At 70.4% G+C, this 21,438-nt stretch carries 16 protein-coding genes and 1 CRISPR repeat array; all 16 genes read left to right on the top strand.

Annotated features, from left to right (window positions below):
• The first annotated feature begins 44 nt into the window (after nucleotides 1-44).
• The 16 genes from ACN267_RS12900 to cas3 all read left to right on the top strand — a co-directional run bounded on the left by ACN267_RS12900 (nucleotide 45) and on the right by cas3 (nucleotide 21,425).
• The gene (locus ACN267_RS12900) at nucleotides 45-437 is read left to right on the top strand and encodes a hypothetical protein (RefSeq protein ID WP_421488773.1); all 393 of its coding nucleotides are present in this window, start codon (nucleotides 45-47) and stop codon (nucleotides 435-437) included.
• Nucleotides 434-1,891: an APC family permease gene (locus tag ACN267_RS12895; RefSeq protein ID WP_421488772.1), complete on the top strand. Its 1,458-nt coding sequence runs from the start codon at nucleotides 434-436 to the stop codon at nucleotides 1,889-1,891. The genes ACN267_RS12900 and ACN267_RS12895 overlap by 4 nt, the downstream gene beginning before the upstream one ends.
• A 377-nt stretch (nucleotides 1,892-2,268) precedes the next feature.
• On the top strand, nucleotides 2,269-2,922 hold the full coding sequence (locus ACN267_RS12890; protein WP_421488771.1) for a hypothetical protein: 654 nt from the start codon (nucleotides 2,269-2,271) through the stop codon (nucleotides 2,920-2,922).
• Nucleotides 2,919-4,166 (top strand): histidine decarboxylase, encoded by a 1,248-nt coding sequence (locus tag ACN267_RS12885; protein WP_421488770.1) that lies wholly within the window; start codon nucleotides 2,919-2,921, stop codon nucleotides 4,164-4,166. Before ACN267_RS12890 ends, ACN267_RS12885 begins: the two co-directional genes overlap by 4 nt.
• A 115-nt stretch (nucleotides 4,167-4,281) precedes the next feature.
• Entirely contained in the window at nucleotides 4,282-5,505 is a 1,224-nt protein-coding gene (locus ACN267_RS12880; RefSeq protein ID WP_421488769.1) for a class II histone deacetylase, read from the top strand.
• A 56-nt stretch (nucleotides 5,506-5,561) separates the two neighbouring features.
• On the top strand, nucleotides 5,562-6,725 hold the full coding sequence (locus ACN267_RS12875; RefSeq protein WP_421488768.1) for a ParB N-terminal domain-containing protein: 1,164 nt from the start codon (nucleotides 5,562-5,564) through the stop codon (nucleotides 6,723-6,725).
• Nucleotides 6,726-7,142: 417 nt separating this feature from the next.
• Nucleotides 7,143-7,853, top strand: coding sequence for a hypothetical protein (locus tag ACN267_RS12870; protein ID WP_421488767.1), 711 nt, complete (start codon nucleotides 7,143-7,145; stop codon nucleotides 7,851-7,853).
• A gap of 28 nt (nucleotides 7,854-7,881) precedes the next feature.
• Nucleotides 7,882-8,670 (top strand): helix-turn-helix transcriptional regulator, encoded by a 789-nt coding sequence (locus ACN267_RS12865; RefSeq protein ID WP_421488766.1) that lies wholly within the window; start codon nucleotides 7,882-7,884, stop codon nucleotides 8,668-8,670.
• Nucleotides 8,671-8,673: 3 nt separating this feature from the next.
• Nucleotides 8,674-9,858, top strand: coding sequence for a M20 family metallopeptidase (locus ACN267_RS12860; protein ID WP_421488765.1), 1,185 nt, complete (start codon nucleotides 8,674-8,676; stop codon nucleotides 9,856-9,858).
• A 137-nt stretch (nucleotides 9,859-9,995) separates the two neighbouring features.
• Nucleotides 9,996-11,099: an NAD(P)-dependent oxidoreductase gene (locus tag ACN267_RS12855; RefSeq protein ID WP_421488764.1), complete on the top strand. Its 1,104-nt coding sequence runs from the start codon at nucleotides 9,996-9,998 to the stop codon at nucleotides 11,097-11,099.
• A 50-nt stretch (nucleotides 11,100-11,149) separates the two neighbouring features.
• Complete coding sequence (locus ACN267_RS12850) at nucleotides 11,150-11,836, top strand: class I SAM-dependent methyltransferase (protein ID WP_421488763.1); 687 nt, start codon at nucleotides 11,150-11,152, stop codon at nucleotides 11,834-11,836.
• Nucleotides 11,833-12,510: a class I SAM-dependent methyltransferase gene (locus ACN267_RS12845; RefSeq protein ID WP_421488762.1), complete on the top strand. Its 678-nt coding sequence runs from the start codon at nucleotides 11,833-11,835 to the stop codon at nucleotides 12,508-12,510. The genes ACN267_RS12850 and ACN267_RS12845 overlap by 4 nt, the downstream gene beginning before the upstream one ends.
• Nucleotides 12,507-13,631 (top strand): hypothetical protein, encoded by a 1,125-nt coding sequence (locus ACN267_RS12840; RefSeq protein ID WP_421488761.1) that lies wholly within the window; start codon nucleotides 12,507-12,509, stop codon nucleotides 13,629-13,631. The genes ACN267_RS12845 and ACN267_RS12840 overlap by 4 nt, the downstream gene beginning before the upstream one ends.
• A gap of 11 nt (nucleotides 13,632-13,642) precedes the next feature.
• Entirely contained in the window at nucleotides 13,643-13,993 is a 351-nt protein-coding gene (locus tag ACN267_RS12835; RefSeq protein WP_421488760.1) for an S-adenosylmethionine decarboxylase family protein, read from the top strand.
• Nucleotides 13,994-14,037: 44 nt separating this feature from the next.
• Complete coding sequence (locus ACN267_RS12830; protein ID WP_421488759.1) at nucleotides 14,038-14,451, top strand: SDR family oxidoreductase; 414 nt, start codon at nucleotides 14,038-14,040, stop codon at nucleotides 14,449-14,451.
• A gap of 442 nt (nucleotides 14,452-14,893) precedes the next feature.
• A CRISPR array of direct repeats spans nucleotides 14,894-18,918; the repeat unit is 37 nt; unit sequence GCTGCGCCCGGCCACCGCGCCGGGCGAGGATCGCAAC.
• A 239-nt stretch (nucleotides 18,919-19,157) separates the two neighbouring features.
• Nucleotides 19,158-21,425 carry a CRISPR-associated helicase Cas3' gene (cas3, locus tag ACN267_RS12825; RefSeq protein WP_421488758.1) on the top strand — a complete coding sequence of 756 codons (2,268 nt, stop codon included), beginning with the start codon at nucleotides 19,158-19,160 and terminating at the stop codon, nucleotides 21,423-21,425.
• Nucleotides 21,426-21,438 lie beyond the last annotated feature (13 nt).

The raw sequence follows: 21,438 nt of genomic DNA, 5'->3' as shown, positions 1-21,438 counted from the left end.
CAGTCACCCCCGTGCACCCACTTACCGAAGAAAGGGCTTGTCTCATGTTGGCCGTTGTCGAGCGTCCGCTGGTCATGGTTCCGCCGCGCAGGCGTACGGCGGGGTGGTGGTTGCCGCCCTGGCTGACCCCCACCCGCACCCGCCCCACCACCCCCGCCAGCGCGGACGACGCGGGCACCGAACCCCAGGTGCACCTGTGGGGGTACGCGCTCCGCCGGGAATGGCCGGACGGCACGCACGACCTGTTCGGGTTCACCCCGCGCGCCGACGTGGCGTTGCGGCGACTCGACCGCGACCGCAGCTACTGGCGGACCGGCCCGGTGCGACCCACGGCGGTGTATCTGGTGCCGGTGCACGCCGCCGACGTCACCACCCATCCGGTACGGGACTGCCGCAGGCCGTCGTGCCCGGACGCCCCGCAGCGGGGGCAGCGATGAGCATCCACACGCAGGTGGCCCTCGCCCGCCGGACGATGACCCCGACCGGTCTGTCGATCTTCGGTGCGGCGGCGTCCGCGCCGATGGTGGTTCTCGCCGGTGGTCTGGTCACCACCTACGCCACGACCCGGGTGACCGCCCTACCCCTGACCTTCGTCCTGGTCACCGGGGTGGTGGCGGTGCTGATGGTCGGCTACACCGCGCTCGCCCGGCAGGTCGGGCACCCGGCCGCCTACTACGGCATCCTCGCCCACAGTGTCAGCCGTGGCTGGGGTGTCGCCGCCGGCCTGGTCGCCCTGGTCGCGTACACGGGAATCCAGACCAGCCTGTACGGCCTGTTCGGGGCGACCCTCGCCGCCCAGCTCGGCGGGACGTGGTGGGTGTGGGCCGGCATCGCCTGGGCCGTCGTCGGTGCGCTCGGGGTGCGGGCGATCGCCCTGTCGACCTGGGTCCTCGGTGGGGTCCTCGCGGTGTCGCTGCTGATCGTCGGTCTGTTCGTGGCCGCCGGCCTCGGCGCGCCGGCCGGTGGGACGGTGTCGTGGGAGGGGTTCGACGTCTCCGGTCTGGCGGTTGGGGGGATCGGTGGGGCGGTGGCGTTGTGCGTGGCGGCGTTCATGGGGGTCGACGCCCCGGGTTCGTTCGTGGAGGAGGCCGTCGACCGGCGGTCGATCGGCCGGGCCACCATTACCGCCGTTCTCGTGCTGGGTGGCGTGTATGCCGCCGCCGCGTGGGCGATGGGTGTCGCCGTCGGCCCGGACACCGTCGCCGCCCGCGCGGCCGATCCGTCCTCCGGCCTGCCGTTCACGATTCTTGAACCCGCCGGGACGGTGTGGGTGGGTGTTGCCGGTGTGGTGCTGGTGTTCGCGATCGTCACCTCGATGTTGGCGTTCCACAACGTCATCGCCCGGTACGTGTTCGCCATGGCCCGCGAAGGTGTCCTTCCCACGGGTCTCGCCAGGACTGACAGCACGACCCGGGTCAGCGCCCCGCGCGGCGGCTCCCTCACCCAATCCGGGACGGCGGCACTCGTCGTCGCGGCGTTCGCGGTCGCCGGGGTCGACCCGGTGGCGGTGATGTTCACCTGGCTGTCCACCCTCGGCGCACTCGGCCTGCTCTGCCTCCTCCTCGCCGCCTCGATTGCCGCGCTGACCGCCCCACCCGCCGTGCGAGGTCAACGGGCCGGAACCTGGCAGTGGAGGGTCGCACCGGTGCTGGGGGTGCTCGGCGGGTCGGTGGTCCTGGTCGCGATGGTCGGCAACGTCGGCTCCCTCCTCGGAGCCGCACCAGGGTCGCCGTATCCGCTGCTGCTTCCGGCGATCCTCGCCGCGACCGCCACCGCCGGCGGCGTGTGGGCCGCACGCCTGCGCCGCACTCGACCCGAGGTGTACGCGGGCATCGGTCATGGCACCCCGAAGACGCATGCCGTGCCCGACGCCCTGCACATCTCCATCTGAACCCCGAGGACGACCCGATCATGAAGACCTACACCGCCCAGACGCCAGCAGCACGGGGGCTTTACAGCAGTGACCCGCTGGACCCGGCCTGGCGACCCGAACGCCCACGGCCGACGTCACCACCCGGCCCCCGCCGACCAGCAGACCACCAACCCCCACCAGGTCCCAGCCCTGTCCAGCCGCCGCCGGACTACCGCATGCCCGACGAGCGACCACACCGCCGGGACGTCCCCGTCCACCCGACCCCACCCGAGCACGCCCCGTCACCACCCCCACAACCTGGGGAGCCCGACGGCGCGGTGTCGGCCGAGACCCGATGGTGGGCCGATCTGCGGCAGCAGGTCGTCTACCGGGCGAAACGCCTGAACACCGGGCACATGATTGAAGCAGACCAGCGGTACGGGCAGCGTGACGCGCTCGGCCCGCACGGGGTGATGCTGTTCTTCGTCTCCGACGCTGCGGCCCAACCCCACGGCTACCAGCTGCACACCGCCTACCGGTTGTGGCTGGCCTCCCCGGAATCCCAGCACCTACCGAGGTTGCTGACCGACCTCACCGACGTCGTCGGGGACAGCATCACCCGGGCCGGGGCGGCGGGCCGCCGGTGGCATCCGCTGGGCCCGCAGGGGTCGATGGTCAACGGCGGCGACATGACCCTGCCGGCCGGGGCCGTCTACGTGGGGGTGGGGGTGACGACCCTCGACTCCGATCAGGGTCGTTGGCAGCAACTCGCCCGGACCCTACGCCACCCCGACGACCACCGCCGCCGCTCCGTGTTCGACCTCAAGGGCCAGTGTTTCGTCCTGCTCACCGACGGCACCGCCCTGCACGTCGACCGCGACCCGCACGCCCCGATCGGCGCGGACGGCGTCCGCTGCACCAAGCCCCTCGACCCGGACCGGGTTATCCACTACAACCCGCACGAGCACCTCACCGAGCAGGGCGACACCGTCACCCGGGACACCTGGGCGCAGCTCACCCGCCTGCACCGCACTCTCGCCGGGCACCTTCTCGCGGGACGTCCGGCATGACCCACACCCCCGCGCCTCTCACCGAGGCCGCGGACCTCAGTCGTACGCCGGTTGACATCACCGCGGTCCTGGACCACCTGGTCGCCGAGGCCGACACGGCCGCGCCGACGAGCATCGGCTTCCCCGGCGCGGTCGACCTGGACCATCGGGAGGTGATGGCCCGCCTCGGTCACCGCCTCTGGAACAACATCGGCGACCCCACCGACACCGGCGGCACCCCGCACACCCGCGTCCTCGAACAAGCCGTGATCGCCTGGCTCGCCGACACCCTCCACATGCCGGCCGACGACCGGTGGGGCTACGTCACCACCGGCGGCACCGAAGGCAACCTCTCCGCCCTGCACGCCGCCCGCCGCCGCCTCCCCACCGCCCGCATCTACTACTCGACGGCCGCCCACTACTCGATCCCGAAGATCATCGAGATGCTCGGAGCACGCGGTGTGGTGGTCAACGCCGGCGCGGACGGGGAGATGGACTACGACCACCTCGCCCTCCGGGTGCGCCGCCACCGGCGGTGGCCGGCGATCGTGGTCGCCACCGCCGGCACCACCATGACCGAAGCCGTCGACGACACCACCCGCATCCGGGCGGTCCTCGACGCCGTCGAGGTGCCGGGCCGGCATGTGCACGTCGACGCGGCCCTGTCCGGAATTCCCCTGGCCCTCGACGGGCGGCTGCGCCTGGACGACGGCAGTGGCATCGGCAGCATCGCGGTGTCGGGGCACAAGTTCCTCGGGGTGCCGACGCCGTGCGGGGTGGTCCTCATCCGCGAAAGCCTCCGCCGCGAGGGCGCCCCGGTCACCTACACCGCCACCCTCGACACCACGGTCACCGGATCGCGCTGTGGGCTGGCCGCCGCCCTGCTGTGGCATGCCATCGCCACCCACGGCCGGGAGGGACACCGGTGGCGGGTCAGCGAAGCCCGCCGTCTCGCCGCGTACACCGTCGACAAGCTCACCGCCATCGGCTGGCCCGCCTGGCGACATCCCCACGCCTTCACCGTCGTCCTGCCCACCCCACCCGCCGCGGTGCGGGCGAAGTGGCTCCTCGCGACCGACGCGGACGTCAGTCACCTCATCTGCATGCCCGGGGTCACTCAGGGGCAGATCGACGCCTTCGTCGCCGACCTCACCGACGCCACCGCGCCGGCTGGCGGTCCCGACCCGGGTCACCCATACCTGCCGAGGTCGATCCCCCGTCCCCGGCGAACGTCTTCACCCACCGCTGGCGTCGGCACCCCCTGACCGCTGCTTGCCGCTCCGCCGCCCTGGCTTCCCAAGCGCCTGCTTGCCCGCGTCGCGGCGCACCTGCTCACCGCTGCCCGAACCTGTCTGCCGACCCCCTTGCGAGGCGATCACTGTGAGCACCGGCTACGTCTTCCACCCCGCGTACCTGTGGCACGACACCGGCACCAGCGCCGGCCTGCTACCCGCCGACCCGGCCGCGGGTGTGCAGCCCGCCGTGCACATCGAGAACCCGGAGGCGAAACGCCGCACCCACGAATTGATCCACGCCTGCGGGCTCCTGGCCGAACTGATGGTCATCGAGCCCCGGCGGGCCACCATGACCGAGCTGCTCCGGGTGCACACCCCCGCACACGTGCAGCACATTCGCACGCAGAGCGACCGGCGTGGGGGAGGGGACGCGGGGGACGGGTACTCCCCGGTCGGGCACGGCAGCTACGACATCGCCCGCCTCGCCGCCGGAGGCCTGCTCGCCCTCGTCACCGCTGTCGCCGACGGTGACATCACCAACGGGTACGCCCTGACCCGCCCACCCGGACACCACGCCACCGCCGACACCGGCATGGGCTTCTGCCTGTTCAACAACCTCGCCATCGCCGCCCGCCACGCCCAAACCGTCCACGGCATGGGTCGGGTCGCGATCGTCGACTGGGACGCCCACCACGGCAACGGCACCCAAGCCATCTTCTACCCCGACCCCACCGTCCTGACCATCTCCCTACATCAGGCCAACTGCTTCCCACCCGACTCCGGCTGGACCCACGACAACGGCATCGCCGACGGCCACGGCTACGCACTCAACGTGCCCCTACCGGCTGGTAGCGGCCACGCCGCCTACCTCCAGGCCATGCACCAGGTCGTCATCTCCGCCCTCGACCGCTTCCGCCCCGACCTGATCCTGCTCGCCAACGGCGTCGACGCCAACGTCTTCGACCCCATGGCCCGACAGATGCTCACCACCAGCGCCTACCGCGCCATGACCCGCCTGCTGGTCGACGCCGCCGACCGGCTCTGCCACGGACGACTCATCGCCGCCCATGAAGGCGGCTACAGCCCCTTCTACACCCCCTACTGCGTCCTGGCCGTCCTCGAAGAACTCACCGGCACCACCACCCGGATCACCGACCCCTACGCCACCGTCGTCGCCGCCTACACCGCCGAACCGTTGCGCCCCCACCAGCAGGACGTCATCGACGCCGCCGCCCACCTCGTATCCCGCATCGACGCTACCGCCACCCCCGTCACCCGCCGATCCGCAGACCGAACCAGACAACGGCGGGATGACTCCGGTCATCCCGACGTCCGCCCTACCTCTGCGACGACCTTGGGACACCCATGAGCCCCATTCCTACCGCCCCTGCGGTCCTACCCTCCACCACGGCGACGGTCGCCACCGTGATCTACCGGATCCCGATCCACGACGTCACCCCGGGCATCAACTGGCGCGGCCCGACCACCGACAGCATCAACCTGCAACGCTCCATCGACAAAGCCGGGCAGAAAGACCCGATCAGAATCGCGACCACACCCGACGGCATATGCGAGATCCTCGACGGGCAACGCCGATGGACCGCCATGCGCCGCCTCGGACACACCCACATCAGCGTCATCACCGGACGCCACCTCACCGGCGCCGCACGGGCCCTACAACAACTCGCCTGGCACATCGACGGCGGATACACACCACTGGCACAAGCCAAAGCCCTCGCACACCTCGTACGAGTCGAACAGCTACCCGTGCCTCACATCGCCACCAGCCTGGGCACCACCACACGCTGGGTCACCGACCGCATCACCCTCCTCCGCCTCACCCCCGGCGAGCAACACCGCCTCCTCATCGGCGACCTCACACCCCGCACCGCACTGAAAATGGTCCGACGCCGCCACAACGACACACCCGCCCGAGCACCCGATGCCCCGCCACCGCCGCCCCGACGGCACCAGCGGTACTGGCACATGGGGCACCCACTCGCCTCAGCAGCAATCGCCGCCTGCGCCGACGCCGGACACACCCACCGCAACCCCCACACGCCGTGGGCACCGGTGTCCTGCGCGCCCATCTGGGAACACGTCATCCGCGCCGACGAACGCCAACGAACCCAATCCCCGACCACCCCGAACACCACCACACCCACCCCGACCCTGACCCCCCGAGAGACCCACGCGATCCGCCTCATCACCGCCGGCATGAGTCAAACCGACACCGCCCGCCGACTGGGAGTCTCCAAAGCCTTCCTCCAACGACGGGTCCTCCTGCCCATGATCGGCCGCCTCGGCGTGACCACCACCATCGAAGCCGTCGCCTGGGCAGCCCGCCACCACCTGATCCCCCTACCACCCACCCCCCACCCCACCACCACACCCATCACCCTCGACAACCACACCGCCACCATCCTGCGCAGCACCGCCGCCGGACACACCGTCCGCCAGATCGCCAACACCATGAACACCGACGAACGCACCATCATCAATCGACTACAAGCACTCAACAAACGCACCGGATTCCGAAGCCGCTACCAGACCATCGCCTGGGCAATCCACACAGGCCAACTCCCATAACCCAGGCCAGACCGCCCTCTGCCGCGGGGTCGTCAAGAAACCACCCCGCAGACACCGCAGGACCCTGACCGCCCCGGACACGGCTGCACGCGGCAGAACGTCGGGCCGCTATCGGCCCGACGTTCCCTAGACCGAAGACCCTGCGAGGCGGTGCCACCGCTGCGGGAAGACCAGCAGGAAGCGGTTGAGGTGACCGCCGAGCACACCACCCACGACGGCAGGAGACAGGTGTTCGCCGCGTGCAGGCCGGGCAAGACGTTGATCGCCACGCACGCGGCGGTGCGGCGTTGCCCACAGGGTCTGATGGCCATCGTGTCCCGTTGCTGGCCCCGGTCGCCCAGACCCTAGGGGCGTGGGCCCTCGGGGCCATACCGCCCTCGAATCTCGCTCGCCTACGCCGAGACACTGACCGGCGCGATGTACCTGAACAAGACCGACGAGGTCAATGCCCACCGGCTGGCGTCGACTGACCTGAGAAGCACGCCTGCAACCAGGCGGCGTCGGTGGCGGCCGGAAGGAGGCCGCACCGCCGGTCGACCTGGCGACACACCGACTGACCTGGACGGCTACCTCCAGGACCACGCCGGCCGCATGATGGATAGGGTGACGATGAATCTGTTCACCGGCAGCGCCCAACCCAGCCTCTTCGACGACGCCTCGGACGACGTTCGGGAGCCGGTGCTGATGTCGCTTAACCCGGTCTACTTCGACCTGATCTGGGCCGGCGAGAAGCGTCACGAGTTCCGACGCCGCTTCTTGACCGGCCAGTCGGTACGCTGGTTCGTCTTCCTCACCGCCCCGGTGTCCCGCCTTGGCGCGGTGATCGACCTGGGGCCCGCTGTGGTGGACACACCGCAGCGCATCGCTGATATCGCCGAGCAGGCCCGCGTGGGTAACGGCGTTTCGGTGTTCGAGTATGTGCAGGACCTGCCACAAGCGTTCGCGATCCCCATTCAGCGGGTCGTTCAGTACCCGGGGATGCCGCTGGATCAGCTCAAGATCGAACTCGGCTCGTTCCATCCCCCTCAGGGCTACACCCGGCTGCGCAACCATCCCGAACTGCTGAGCATCTGCGAGAAGGTCACGGCCGACTCACCGACCCGCGAGATGACCGTGCACGGTCACTAGCGGCATCCTCGGCCGCGGCGACTGGGAGGTGGAAGTCATCATTCGTCGTCAGGCAACCCCCAAGGAGCCGTCCCCCCTGCGCCGTGCCCGCCTCGCGCGAGGGTGGACCCTGGAGAAGGTCGTCGAAGCGTTCGACCAACGCACCACCGGCGGGCATTCCGGCGTCACCCCGACCATGATCAGCGGCTGGGAGCTGGGCCGGCACACCACCAGCCACGCTCACCGCAAGACGCTGTGCGCCATCTACGGCAAAAGCGTCGACGAGCTGTTCACCCACCAGGACAACCACCTGGGCGACCATGGCGACGGGCCACAACTGCTGGCCCGGTATGCCGACCTGAACGAGGCGATGCTGACCGTCGTGGCGCAGGCCCGTGAATGCCTCATCGTCACCGGCTCACGGTCACGTAGCACCGGGTACCTGCAAGCGATCGAAGCCGCCCTCGTGGCGAGCCCCGCGCTGATCTTCTACCGCGTCCTGCACGGCCCACCTCACTACCGGGTGCTGCGCGAGCACCTGGCGCGGCTCCTGGAGATCCGCGATCCGCGCGACCGCAGCTTGGGCGTGAAGACGCTCAACCTCGGCATCGAGGAAGACCCGTTGGCTCCGGAGCGGTTCTTCGTGGCCAGTGAGCGGGCGGCCGTGGTTCCCATCCCGTCACTGACCTCCCACGAGGCGTTCGACTCCGGGGTGATGCTCGGCGCCGGGCCGGCCTCACGCCTGCTCGACCACGGCCGGCAGGCGTACGCTGCCGCTCGACGCATCGAAACGGTGGCCGACGTGCAAGCGTTGGACGTGCTGCGAGAGCGGGAGTAGCGGGTGACCCACGATCCGGTGTGGCAGGCGGCGCAGCACGACCACGACTCCGTCATCACCCTCACCCGAGACCTGGTCCGCCTTCCCAGCCGAGGCGGCATCGACCCCTACGGTCCGGCGCTCGACCACCTCGAAGCATGGCTCACCGGGCGAGGACTGCCGGCGCGCCGGCTGAAAGGGCCCAGTGGGGAAGCCGTCGCCCTTGTGGTCGAGATGCACGGCGCTCAGCCAGGACCACGCTATGTGCTTGACGCCTGCCTCGACACCGCCCCGTTCGGCGACGAGGCCGCCTGGACCCATGCTCCGACATCGGCCGCCTCCGACGGCGGCTGGCTCTACGGCCGTGGGGCGGCAGACTCCAAAGCTGCCGTCGCGGTCTTCTCGCACATCGGCGTGCGCCTCGCGGCGGTCCGCGATCGGCTGCGCGGCAGCGTCGTGCTGCTCTTCGACGTCGACGAGCACACCGGCGTGTTCGGTGGGGCGAAGACGTACTTCCGTGACGCCCCGCCCATCGCTGGCGTGATGATCGGCTATCCAGGCGGCGACCATGTCGTCGTCGGCGGCCGCGGCGTGCTTCGGGCCCGGCTGCACGTGCATGGGGTGTCGAGCCACTCGGGCGGCAGCCGACCGACACCGAACGCCATCGTCAAGGCCGCGGAGCTGGTGCAGAAGCTGCGCGACGCACCGCTACCCGGGCCCGCCCAAGCCTTCCCACCGTTGCCCAAGCTGACCGTGACCGCGATCAGCGGTGGAGAGGGCTACTCCGTCGTTCCGGACCTGTGCACCGTGAACGTGGACGTGCGGCTCACACCCTCGCTGGACGATCGGGCCGGGGAGACGCTGGTGCGCGAGTGCGTCCGGGCAGTCGACCGAAGGTGGCCGGACACTGCGCCGACCCACGTCGAGATCACGACCAGATGGCCGCCGTACGCCCTGGCGGACACCGACCCGATGGTGCGGGAGCTGGTCAACGCCGCTACGCGCTACGGGCTCGCCCCGTCGCCGAAGATCGCCGGCCCGTCGAACATCGGCAACTACCTGGCTGGTCTGGGCATCCCGGCGACGGCCGGTTTCGGCGTCGACTACGAAGGGCTGCATGCGACGGACGAGCGGATTCGGCTGGCGTCCATCCCTGCGGTGCAGGCTGTCTACCATCGGACACTTCTCGGTCTGCTCGCATCTCGCTGACCTGGGCTTTCATCGTTCTCGCGACTGGTCGATGAACAAGCGGTAGATATTTCGACGACATCCGTGAACTGGCCCACTCCTGCACGGCGGGTGAGGGTGCCACTACCAGTAGGCACATCCTCAGGAGGTCGTCCACCGTGCGCCCCCACCCCCCACAGACCATCGGATTCCCTCGCGAGAGCGGACCCGAGCGCCGCACGATCCTCACCCCCACCCTGGCGCGGTCGCTCACCGACGCCGGGTTCGACCTCCACGCCGAGCCCGGCATCGGCGAGGGCATCTTCATCGACGACACGACCTACGAGCAGGCCGGAGTGCGACTCACCACGCCCGACGAGGTATGGGCGGCACCACTCGTGCTGCGCTACAAGTCGCCCGACCCCGGCGACCTCACCCGCCTACGGCCCGGGCAGCACATCGGCGCGCTGTTCCACGCCGAGGGCGACGTGGATCTGCTCGCCGCGCTGATGTCCACGAAGGTGAACGCCTGGAGCTACGAGTTCCTGGCCGACAACGGCCAGTTCCCCCTCGGCCGCCCCGGCGGCCACATCGCCGGCGTACAAGCCGTCCTGGCCGGCACGCAGGCGTTGCAGCACCCGGCCGGGCGCGGTGTCCTCCCCAGCGGCCTGCCGGGAGCCGACCCGGCGAACGTCGTGGTCATTGGCAGCGGCAACGTCGGCCGCGCCGCTGCGCTCACCGCCGCGCAGCTCGGAGCCCGCGTCACCGTCCTCACCAGCGGCCCCACGTCCCGTGACGAATACCAGGCCGAAGCCCCGACCGGGGTCACCGTGCTCGCCAACGATTGCGCGGTCCTCCGCGAGGCTCTGGCCAGCGCCGACCTCGTGATCGGCGCCATTCTGATCTCGACCCACGACACCCCGCCGATGATCGACACCACCGACCTGCACCACATGCGACGCGGCGCGGTCATTGTGGACGCCACCTGCGGGTACGGGCCGGGCTACCTCCCGACGGCCGGACCCGTGCAGGAACCGGGCGACCCGCCGAGGATCGTCCGGGGCGTGCTGCACGTCAAGGTAGACGTATGGCCCGCGCTGGTGCCGGTCACCGCGAGCCACGCGTATGCCGCGAACGCCGCGCCGTACCTGGTACGACTGGCTAAAACCGTGCTACGCGGCCGTGACGACACCGCCGTGCGGACCGCTCAGATCACCGCCGACGGCGCGCTGACGCACCCCGTGGTCCGCCAGCACGCCCGCTTCTACGGGATAACGCGGTGACCGCCGCGACGCCCGGATACGCCGCCCGCGCCGGCACGTACGCAGCGGAGGTGGCCGCCGGACTCACCGTCCCCCACCTGCTCGACGACCTACTGCGCCCGGGCCTGACCGTGGCAGAGGTCCCCTCCGGCACCGGGCACTACCCGAGGGCCTACGCCGCTGCGGGATGCACCACGGTGCTCATCGACGCCAGCCCGGAGATGCTCGACGCCGCGGCCGAGAACGTCGCAGGCATGCCGCACGTCAGCCTGATCCACGCGCGGCTCGAAACGCTCACCGCCGAGCAACTGCGGGTCGACCTGATCGTGGTGCCCAACGGCGCCCTCAACCAGCTCGCCGACGCTATGCCGCTACCGGACATCTTCCGACCACTCGCCGGCGTCCTGAACCCCGGCGGCCAGGTACTCATTCAGGCGCTGCTAGGCGAACCGGTCGAGAGGTGCGGCTTCTACGAGCCGCTGCGGGGCGACGCGCCCTTCATCGACCGCGTGATACCGGCCCCCTCCGGCGGCACGCTGGTGCGCCACCGTCGACAGCGCCGCACCGGCGACCGCGTCAGCATCGACTTCGTTCTGCGGCACGACGACACCCAGGTGTACGAGCACACCGTCACCCTGCGGCTGCTCGACCGCCCGTCGGTCACCGACGCCGCAGCGGCCGCAGGTATGAAGGTGGCCACCTACCGGCCCGGGCTCGGCCAGCTGACCGAAGTCCTCCTCGCCGCAGCGCCGACATGACCGGGCAGACCGTCGCGGCGGCCGACCCCTACTGGAACCGCTACTACAACGCCGAATTCGAGTTCGGGATGGGTACCGAGGACGTCCTCGCCGCCCTTTCGGAACTTCCGCCCGTCCGCCGCTGGTGCGATCTGGGTGCCGGCTCCGAGTCGCTGCTGTGGTCGATCCCGCTCACCGCCGACCATCTCATCGCCATAGACGTCGACCCGGACCGCCTGGCGATCCTGTCCCGGTACGCCGCTCAAGGCCAGCCACGCCCCGCCTATACGACGGTGCTGAGAATGTGCCACCGCACCGCCGAGGACTTCACCCGCCGGTGCCGGTCCCTGGCCGGCACCCTGGTCGCAGACTGCCTTGACGGACCGTCGCTGGCCTTGACCCCCGGCAGCACCGACCTGATCACCCAGTTCGGTCTGCTCGGCCTCGCCGAAACCCCAGAGCACTTCCTCGACGCCTGGCGCAGGGCGCACGTCCCGCTCGCCCCGGGCGGCTGGTGCGCCGGCGCGAACTGGGCTCCCGAACCGTCCCGCCAAGCCGGCCGGGTCACGCTGACGCAGGGCCTCTACCGTCGCGCGTTCGCCGATGCCGGCATCCACCCGCACCTGCTGCACCGAGTAGCCAGCGTCGATCCACAGTTCCCCAGCCTGTGGCTCTACACCGGGAGGAAACAGTGACCACCCCCAGCACCACCCTCATCTTCGCGCCGGTCGGCATCGCCCACCTCACCAACCGCAACTCCGACCTGCTGCGCGCCGCAGCAGCCAGCCGGTCCACGCTTCGCGTGACGACCGCAGCGCAGCTCAACGGCGTACCGCACTTCGGCACCACCGTCACGATCCTGACGGTCTTCGCGTTCGCCGCGCACGCCGCCGACGACCTCGGGCTTCCCGCGACCGTGGTCTTCGACGCCCTGGAGAACGCACCCGCCGAGCACCTGGAGCGCGGCGGCGAGCAGTACACCCGCACCGTCGGCGACCTCATCGACGCGGGCCGCCTCAACGAAGCCACCCGAACCGACGGGTTCCGGCGGCTTCTCGACTGGGCCCGGGACCGCTCCGGGGTGCCCTACGAGGTACGGCCGTACACCGTCTACCAGAACCTGCGTCCAGTCCGGGAGTGCCTGCACCACATCGCCCGGCAGCTCGACGCGTTCGCGCCGATCTGCGCCCCCACCGACGGCGTGGTCAAGGTCCGCCCCCGCTGCCCCGCATGCCGTCTCATGGAGAAAGCCGGCAAGCACCTGCGAATCACCGCGCTGCCCGACGCCGTGCAACTCGACAGCATCTGCCCGGACCACGGCCCGTACACCGAACACGTCCCGGTCGACGGCGGCGGCTGGTACGACGCGAACACCCCGGTCCGCTCGATCCAGAAGGGCTACCTCCTCGCGGCCGAACGGGAGCTGTACGACGCCTGCTCCGTCTCCGCCGACGGCGCCGACTGGGGCGGAGCCTGGCACAGCCAAGTCCTCGCGCCCGGCCTGGCCACCCTCGGCGTACCGCCGCACGACTGGCCCGTCTCCGTGTTCACACCGCTTGTAGTCGACCGCACCGGCGGCAAGCTATCCAAAAGCCTGTACGTCGCCAAGGGCGCGTACGCCGACCTGCCCGAGCTGTTCCTCAACCTCGACGTCCTGCTGGCCGAGCACGGCGACCACGTCCTCGACATCCTGTGGGCCGAGGTTTCCCGGTGGGCCAGCGACCCGCGCCGGCTGCACCGCTCCTACACCGTCGACTACTTCACCGCCCTGCTCAACGAGCACCTGGCCACCCGTCCCGCGCCCCGCGCCGCCTGATCGGAGCACCCGTGATCCACGCTGTCTACGACGTGACCAACTGCGCCAGGGCCGACGTCGACCCGGGACAGATCATGACCGCGATGCGGGAGACGTGCCGCCTGTTGGGCAACACGGCCCGCTCCGAACTGATCGAGCCGTTCCAACCGCACGGCGCGACGTGCGTCCTGATCCTCGCCGAGTCCCACATCACCGTGTCGACGTGGCCCGAGCTCGGGCTCGCCCACATCGACGTGTTCACCTGCCGGGCCGACAGCGACCCAGACATGGCCGTCGCGCCGATCCTCGCGCTGCTCGGCGGCGACGTTGCCCTCAACGGTCGAGTTCCGCGTCTGCCGCTACCGGCACCAATCGCCGCCTGAACCGCGACTGATACGACGAAGGGCCCGCAGGGGACGACGACGCTATGGGTGAATTCGGGCCATTGTGCCGTGGACACCCCGCCCTGGACACCAACCTCCTGGGCACGTGGCGCTGCTGCGCGGCCGCCGTGCCGGAGATGAACAAGAACGGCTACGGCCGCATCGTCAACATCAGTAGCCACCTCGCTTCGCTCACCACCATGGGCTACACGAACGTCTCCAACCGCGTGTCCAAGGCGGCTCTGAACGCGCTGACCCGGGTCCTCGCGGCCGAACTGGCCGGCACCGGCATCCTGGTTAACGTATGCTCACCGGGACGCATGAACACGTGGATGGCGCACGGCGAGCCCGACCGGACGCCGGGGGAAGGTGTCGATATACCCGTGTGGCTCGCAACCCTGCCATCAGACGGTCCGACCGGCGAGCTGTTCGCTGATCGCCTGCCGATCGCCTGGTAGAAGACTCCTGTGACGCCTCGGCTGCTGCCGCCGGGCACGCCGCTGCCTGCTCGGTGGTGCGTTCGGCCTTGCACTGGGCGTGTATCACCTGTCGTTCGATGATCCTCGCAAGGAGCCTTGTGAGTACGTCACGGTAGTCTCATCTGGTCGATCGCCGACGACCTTCGAGAGGCACTACCGCTTACAAGAGCTGTCGATGCGCTGCCGCCCCACGTTAGCTATAACCCGAGGGTGCACGCGAGAATCGGTGTGTGAAGGGGGTTAAGTATCTCGGCTAACCGAGACCCCTTAACCCGTCGGGGGCTTGATGATCTAGGAACCCCCGGTAGACGCCAAAAGCCCGGAAGGTTCCGAGGGGCTGAATATGGATCAGACGAACAAAACGGACCGCGATCAAGGCGATCTGCTATCGCAGAATGTCAATATTTGCTGTTCGTGAGCCGCTGCGCCCGGCCACCGCGCCGGGCGAGGATCGCAACCGCCTGCAATCTCGGCTCCAAGGTCTTATCCACCTTGTGCTGCGCCCGGCCACCGCGCCGGGCGAGGATCGCAACATGTCGATCGCGGCGGCGGTGTCGCGTGGCCACTTGGCTGCGCCCGGCCACCGCGCCGGGCGAGGATCGCAACGTTGACCTCGGAGCAGATGACCATTCGCGCCCCGGGCTGCGCCCGGCCACCGCGCCGGGCGAGGATCGCAACGAGGCGGAGGCGGGAACCGGCCGCAGGATCGTGACATCGCTGCGCCCGGCCACCGCGCCGGGCGAGGATCGCAACAGCGCGTACCCGTCGCGGCCGGTCATCATCCGTGAGGGCTGCGCCCGGCCACCGCGCCGGGCGAGGATCGCAACGCGTCGAGGCCAAGCCGCCCGCGCAGCGTCGCGGTGTGCTGCGCCCGGCCACCGCGCCGGGCGAGGATCGCAACCGGCTGATGCAGCCGGCACTGGACCTGCAAACCCGGGCTGCGCCCGGCCACCGCGCCGGGCGAGGATCGCAACGTTGACGCGGCCGGTGCCGACAACCTGACCGAGCTGCGCTGCGCCCGGCCACCGCGCCGGGCGAGGATCGCAACGATGGGAACCCTGAAGGTTGCCAGCATCGGACTCGGGCTGCGCCCGGCCACCGCGCCGGGCGAGGATCGCAACCATCCGCCCGGCTGGGCGGTGGAGGTGTGCTTGTTGCTGCGCCCGGCCACCGCGCCGGGCGAGGATCGCAACTGCGGGCCATGTACGACGCGCAGAAGCAGCTCCGTTGCTGCGCCCGGCCACCGCGCCGGGCGAGGATCGCAACGGGAACGTGTCCATGGTGATCCTCTCGTGTGGGAGGCTGCGCCCGGCCACCGCGCCGGGCGAGGATCGCAACGGGAACGTGTCCATGGTGATCCTCTCGTGTGGGAGGCTGCGCCCGGCCACCGCGCCGGGCGAGGATCGCAACGGGGCCGCCGCCGACGGGCGCGGGGCGGAGCTGGGGCTGCGCCCGGCCACCGCGCCGGGCGAGGATCGCAACCTCCGCCGCGCCGCTTGCTGGCCGGGAGGAGGAAGCTGCGCCCGGCCACCGCGCCGGGCGAGGATCGCAACCTTGACGCCCTGGCCGATGACGAATTCCTGTTGGGGGCTGCGCCCGGCCACCGCGCCGGGCGAGGATCGCAACTTGCCGTACGTGGTGACGTCGTGCGAGTCGGAGGTGGCTGCGCCCGGCCACCGCGCCGGGCGAGGATCGCAACATCGGGAACGTCAAACGCCTGGTCGCGGGGTAGAAAGCGCTGCGCCCGGCCACCGCGCCGGGCGAGGATCGCAACCCGCAGCCCGCGCATGTCCGTCTCGACCTGCGCACCGGGCTGCGCCCGGCCACCGCGCCGGGCGAGGATCGCAACGACCCGGCGTCGGCCGTGATCGCGGCGGCGATCGCGGCTGCGCCCGGCCACCGCGCCGGGCGAGGATCGCAACACTATCCGCCGTGCGCCGCACGGAACGCGTACCGCAGGCTGCGCCCGGCCACCGCGCCGGGCGAGGATCGCAACGTCGACCGACCGGAGTGCGGCGCGTTTCTCCGTCTCGCTGCGCCCGGCCACCGCGCCGGGCGAGGATCGCAACACCGTCGCCACCCCGCCCCGCCCGCAGCACTCGCGCTGCGCCCGGCCACCGCGCCGGGCGAGGATCGCAACTACGTCGTGGCCGCCGCCGCCACCGCCATCTCCATGCTGCGCCCGGCCACCGCGCCGGGCGAGGATCGCAACTTGTGGCTGGGAGCGGCGATGCTCTGGATTGCCACCCACGCTGCGCCCGGCCACCGCGCCGGGCGAGGATCGCAACGTCTCGCCCAGGCCGACGAACGCGGGCCACGCTGGGTCGCTGCGCCCGGCCACCGCGCCGGGCGAGGATCGCAACCCGGCGAGCACGTCACGCAGGTTGTGGGAGGCGTTGGCGCTGCGCCCGGCCACCGCGCCGGGCGAGGATCGCAACATCCTCGCGTGGTCGACCAGCGTCACCATCCAATCGGCTGCGCCCGGCCACCGCGCCGGGCGAGGATCGCAACGAAGTCGCGCGGTTCAACGACAGCGGCAGTGAGATCGAGCTGCGCCCGGCCACCGCGCCGGGCGAGGATCGCAACGGGTCGATCTCGCGGGGTGAGGCTCGCGCGGATGAGGCTGCGCCCGGCCACCGCGCCGGGCGAGGATCGCAACTTCGGCAACTGGGCGGCCAGCTCGTCGACGTCCTCGGGCTGCGCCCGGCCACCGCGCCGGGCGAGGATCGCAACGCGTGCCGCGTGGTGCAGGACCAGCTCGCCGGCCGGGCTGCGCCCGGCCACCGCGCCGGGCGAGGATCGCAACCAAAGGGATTCGACCAAGGCCAACAACCTGACCCTGTAGCTGCGCCCGGCCACCGCGCCGGGCGAGGATCGCAACGGGCAGGGCCAGAGGCAGATGCTGGTCGGGGTGCGCCGCTGCGCCCGGCCACCGCGCCGGGCGAGGATCGCAACCGACGCGAGTAGCGCGGGTCGGAAAGGTAGGGGAACGTGGCTGCGCCCGGCCACCGCGCCGGGCGAGGATCGCAACCGGAGCACGCCGACGCGATGGGCCCGCAGGACGCGCTGGCTGCGCCCGGCCACCGCGCCGGGCGAGGATCGCAACAGCAGCAACGTGTTCGGGATCTTGGCCGCGTACCCACGCTGCGCCCGGCCACCGCGCCGGGCGAGGATCGCAACGCGTTGCGGACCAGATCCGTAGCGAGCGCGTCGCCGTGCTGCGCCCGGCCACCGCGCCGGGCGAGGATCGCAACCGTCGTGGGGGGGGGGGGGGGGGGGTAGTCGTGTGCGCCGGTGTGCTGCGCCCGGCCACCGCGCCGGGCGAGGATCGCAACATCGCCACCCTCGACGACCGGGTCGAGTGGTGCCGCAAGCTGCGCCCGGCCACCGCGCCGGGCGAGGATCGCAACCGCTGCCGGATGACGGCTACCTTGTTTCCCGCTCTTGCTGCGCCCGGCCACCGCGCCGGGCGAGGATCGCAACTCCGGGGTGCTGGTGTCGTAGACCGCCGTCAGCTTGTGCTGCGCCCGGCCACCGCGCCGGGCGAGGATCGCAACGTCCCGAAGCAGGGGCCGGGGCGGCCGCGGAAGCGGTGGCTGCGCCCGGCCACCGCGCCGGGCGAGGATCGCAACAGCGGGTACCCGATGCGGCCGGTCATCATCCGTGAGGCTGCGCCCGGCCACCGCGCCGGGCGAGGATCGCAACCGGCCCTGGTCGAACCCGACCGGCCCGAAGAACAGGCTGCGCCCGGCCACCGCGCCGGGCGAGGATCGCAACCTGCGGGAGCAGGCCGAAAAGCTGCGCGGCGCGACGGCGGCTGCGCCCGGCCACCGCGCCGGGCGAGGCTCGCAACCGTCAGCGAGACGGCCGAGACTCGCTCGGGTGGGTGGCTGCGCCCGGCCACCGCGCCGGGCGAGGATCGCAACCCCACGCTCGCGCTGACCTTGGCCTTGCCCAGCCGGGCTGCGCCCGGCCACCGCGCCGGGCGAGGATCGCAACTCCGCCAGTTGCCGCCAGGCGGTGCAGTCCAGGAAGGTGCTGCGCCCGGCCACCGCGCCGGGCGAGGATCGCAACATCGGGCACGTTCAGCAGGCCGTCGGCAACTACTTGCTGCGCCCGGCCACCGCGCCGGGCGAGGATCGCAACGTCGTACAGGGGTCAGGTCTGGTCGTCGGCCAGGCGTGGCTGCGCCCGGCCACCGCGCCGGGCGAGGATCGCAACACCGAGGAGCGCGACGGCGACACCTCCGAGAAGTACGGCTGCGCCCGGCCACCGCGCCGGGCGAGGATCGCAACAGCGGACGACACCCGCACCGCCACCAAGGCGGACATCTTGCTGCGCCCGGCCACCAAGCCGGGCGAGGATCGCAACCACCTTGGCGTCGTCGACGGACGGCGGGTCGACGAGCTGCTGCGCCCGGCCATCGCGCCGGGCGAGGATCGCAGCCCCGCGCCTGGTCTACGAACCGGGCGAGGATCGCGGCTTTCGCGCCCATCGGTGTTGCTGGGTATGCGTTGGCCTATGGACTGGGTGTGGGCCTCGATATCGATGGCTAGGTTGACAGGCTATTGCTGTGGCGACCATTTGGGCGAGGAGGGAGCCGTCGTCGCCGACGGTGTCGGTGCTTTGTGGTCGGTTACCACATGGCTTGAGGGATCGGTAGTGATTGTTCTTGGAGGTTGTATATGTCTGGTGTGAGTTCCCTGCGGGCGCATAGTCCTGCTGCCGGTTCTGCTCGGTGGCATCCGCTTGTGGATCATCTTCGTAGCACTGCGGTGCTGGCGCGACAGTTTGCTGCTCCTTTCGGTGGGGGTGAGGTGGCGTACTGGCTCGGTGCGCTGCATGATGTGGGCAAGGCGTCCTGTGCTTGGCAGGACAAGCTCGCTGTGGTCGGGTCCACTGGCGGGGCGGTTGGTATTGACCACAAGTCACTGGGGGCCAGGGTCGCGCAGGAGCGCGGGCTTGGGCCGTTCGCTGGTGCGATTTTCGGCCATCATGGTGGTCTCGTCGATACTCCTGGGCTGCGTGAGGCGTTGCGGAAGAGGTTGACTGACTGGTCGGCAGAGGTAGCGTCCGCTGAGCGCGAGTTGCCCGTGTTGCTGCCCGATCTGCCCCAGGAGTTGGGTTCTCTGGTGCCGGTGGATTGGCGTGGTGATCCGCTGGTGGGTGAGATGGCGTTGCGCCTGTGTTACAGCGCGTTGGTGGATGCCGACAGTTTGGACACGGCCGCGCATTTTCACGGGTTGGCCGGTCCTCGGGTTGGTGCGGATGTCGATTTCGGTCGTCTCTACCGGATTTTCGAGAGTCGGCGTCGGGCGGAGATTGCCGGTCGTGGCGGTTCGCCGATCGCGGCGCTACGGGAGCGGACCTATGCGGATTGTCTGACGGCGGCTGAGGGCGAGCAGGGGGTTTTCCGTCTTGGTGCGCCGACCGGCGCCGGCAAGACTCTGGCGAGTGGGGCGTTCGCGCTGCGGCATGCGGAGAAGCACGGGTTGCGCCGGGTGATCGTGGCGGTGCCGTTCCTCACCATCACTGAGCAGAATGCCGCCGTCTATCGACGGCTGTTGGACGAGGAGGGTAGCGAGCCGGTCGTCCTGGAGCATCACAGTCAGGCTGACTTCGACGATCCGGATGCTGGCCGGTGGGCGCGGCTGGCTGCGGAGAACTGGGATGCGCCGTTTGTTGTCACGACCTTCGTCCGGTTGTTCGAGTCGTTGTACGCGCGTAAGCCGTCGGCGATGCGTCGGGTGCACCGTATGGCGAACTCGGTGATCGTGTTGGACGAGGTGCAGGCGTTGCCGCATGCGATGCTCGCACCGATTCTCGATGGTCTTCGCCTTCTCGTGCGGCACTTCGGCGCGACGGTGTTGTTGTCCTCGGCGACGCAGCCGAGTTTCTGGGCGCTGGATGAGTTCAAGGACGTGCCGTGCACGGATCTGATCCACGACACTCCGCGTCTGGTCAGTGAGCTGCGGAGGGTGCGGTACGAGTGGCAGCTCGACCCGCAGCCGACGCTGGCGGATATCGCCGACCAGTCGGCGGCAGAACGGTCGGCGTTGGTGGTGGTGAACACGACGGCGGACGCGAAGGCGGTGTTCGAGCGGTGGAACGACACGGCCCAGGAGGGGACGGCCTGGCACCTGTCGACCCGGATGTGCCCGGATCATCGGCGACGGGTGCTGGCGCAGGTGCGCACGCGACTCGACCGGGGTGAGCGCGTCCTGCTGGTGGCCACACAGCTGATCGAAGCCGGGGTCGACGTCGACTTTCCGGTGGTGTTCCGCGCGATGGCGCCGGCGGACTCGCTGTTGCAGGCGGCCGGCCGGGCCAACCGTGAGGGCCGGATGGCTGACGGTGGTCGGGTGGTCGTCTTCGCACCGCAGGACGGCGGACAACCACCCTCGTACAAGACGCTGGTCGGCTGCACTGGGCGTCAGTTCGGCCCGGTCAAGGCAGACCCGGACGATGTCGAGGCACTCGGACGCTACTACCGCAACGTGTACGACATGCTCAATCTTGCGGACCGCCAGCACGTCGGGCAACGCATCCAGCAAGCCCGACAACGCTGGGAGTTCGAGTCTGTAGCAGACGGTCCGATGAACGCGGAAACCAAACAGCGGGATCGGAAGCTGGCGTTCAGGATGATCGACGACGACGCCGTCAACGTGGTCACGCCCCAGGGTGCCGAGACGCCCGAGCTGCGCGAAGAGCTGGAACAGCTGATCGTGGACCTACGCCATGCTCCGATCCGAGACTTGACCAAGTTGCGCCGCTTGCAGCCGTACACGACGAACCTCCACCCCAGCGCCCTACGTCAGACCGGTGTGATGGCGCTACTGCGACCGATTCTCGGCACCGAGGTACGGCGAGGTGCGTTGGTCGAGTGGATCGGCGAGTACGACCCCGCCACGGGGATCAACCTCGACCCGAACCTGGAGCAGTTCGTCTTCTGAAGCACTCGTCAGT

It is taken from the genome of Micromonospora sp. WMMD734 (genome assembly GCF_049178975.1).
Classification (GTDB): domain Bacteria; phylum Actinomycetota; class Actinomycetes; order Mycobacteriales; family Micromonosporaceae; genus Micromonospora; species Micromonospora wenchangensis.
Note: the sequence above shows the minus strand (reverse complement) of the source record. Positions and strands in the feature narration are given on the sequence as shown.

Coding starts and splice junctions, on each gene's coding strand:
- ACN267_RS12885 (WP_421488770.1), top strand. CDS start 2,919: ATGACCCACACCCCCGCGCCTCTCACCGAGGCCGCGGACCTCAGTCGT.
- ACN267_RS12895 (WP_421488772.1), top strand. CDS start 434: ATGAGCATCCACACGCAGGTGGCCCTCGCCCGCCGGACGATGACCCCG.
- ACN267_RS12870 (WP_421488767.1), top strand. CDS start 7,143: ATGTACCTGAACAAGACCGACGAGGTCAATGCCCACCGGCTGGCGTCG.
- ACN267_RS12900 (WP_421488773.1), top strand. CDS start 45: ATGTTGGCCGTTGTCGAGCGTCCGCTGGTCATGGTTCCGCCGCGCAGG.
- ACN267_RS12845 (WP_421488762.1), top strand. CDS start 11,833: ATGACCGGGCAGACCGTCGCGGCGGCCGACCCCTACTGGAACCGCTAC.
- cas3 (WP_421488758.1), top strand. CDS start 19,158: ATGTCTGGTGTGAGTTCCCTGCGGGCGCATAGTCCTGCTGCCGGTTCT.
- ACN267_RS12830 (WP_421488759.1), top strand. CDS start 14,038: ATGGGTGAATTCGGGCCATTGTGCCGTGGACACCCCGCCCTGGACACC.
- ACN267_RS12890 (WP_421488771.1), top strand. CDS start 2,269: ATGATTGAAGCAGACCAGCGGTACGGGCAGCGTGACGCGCTCGGCCCG.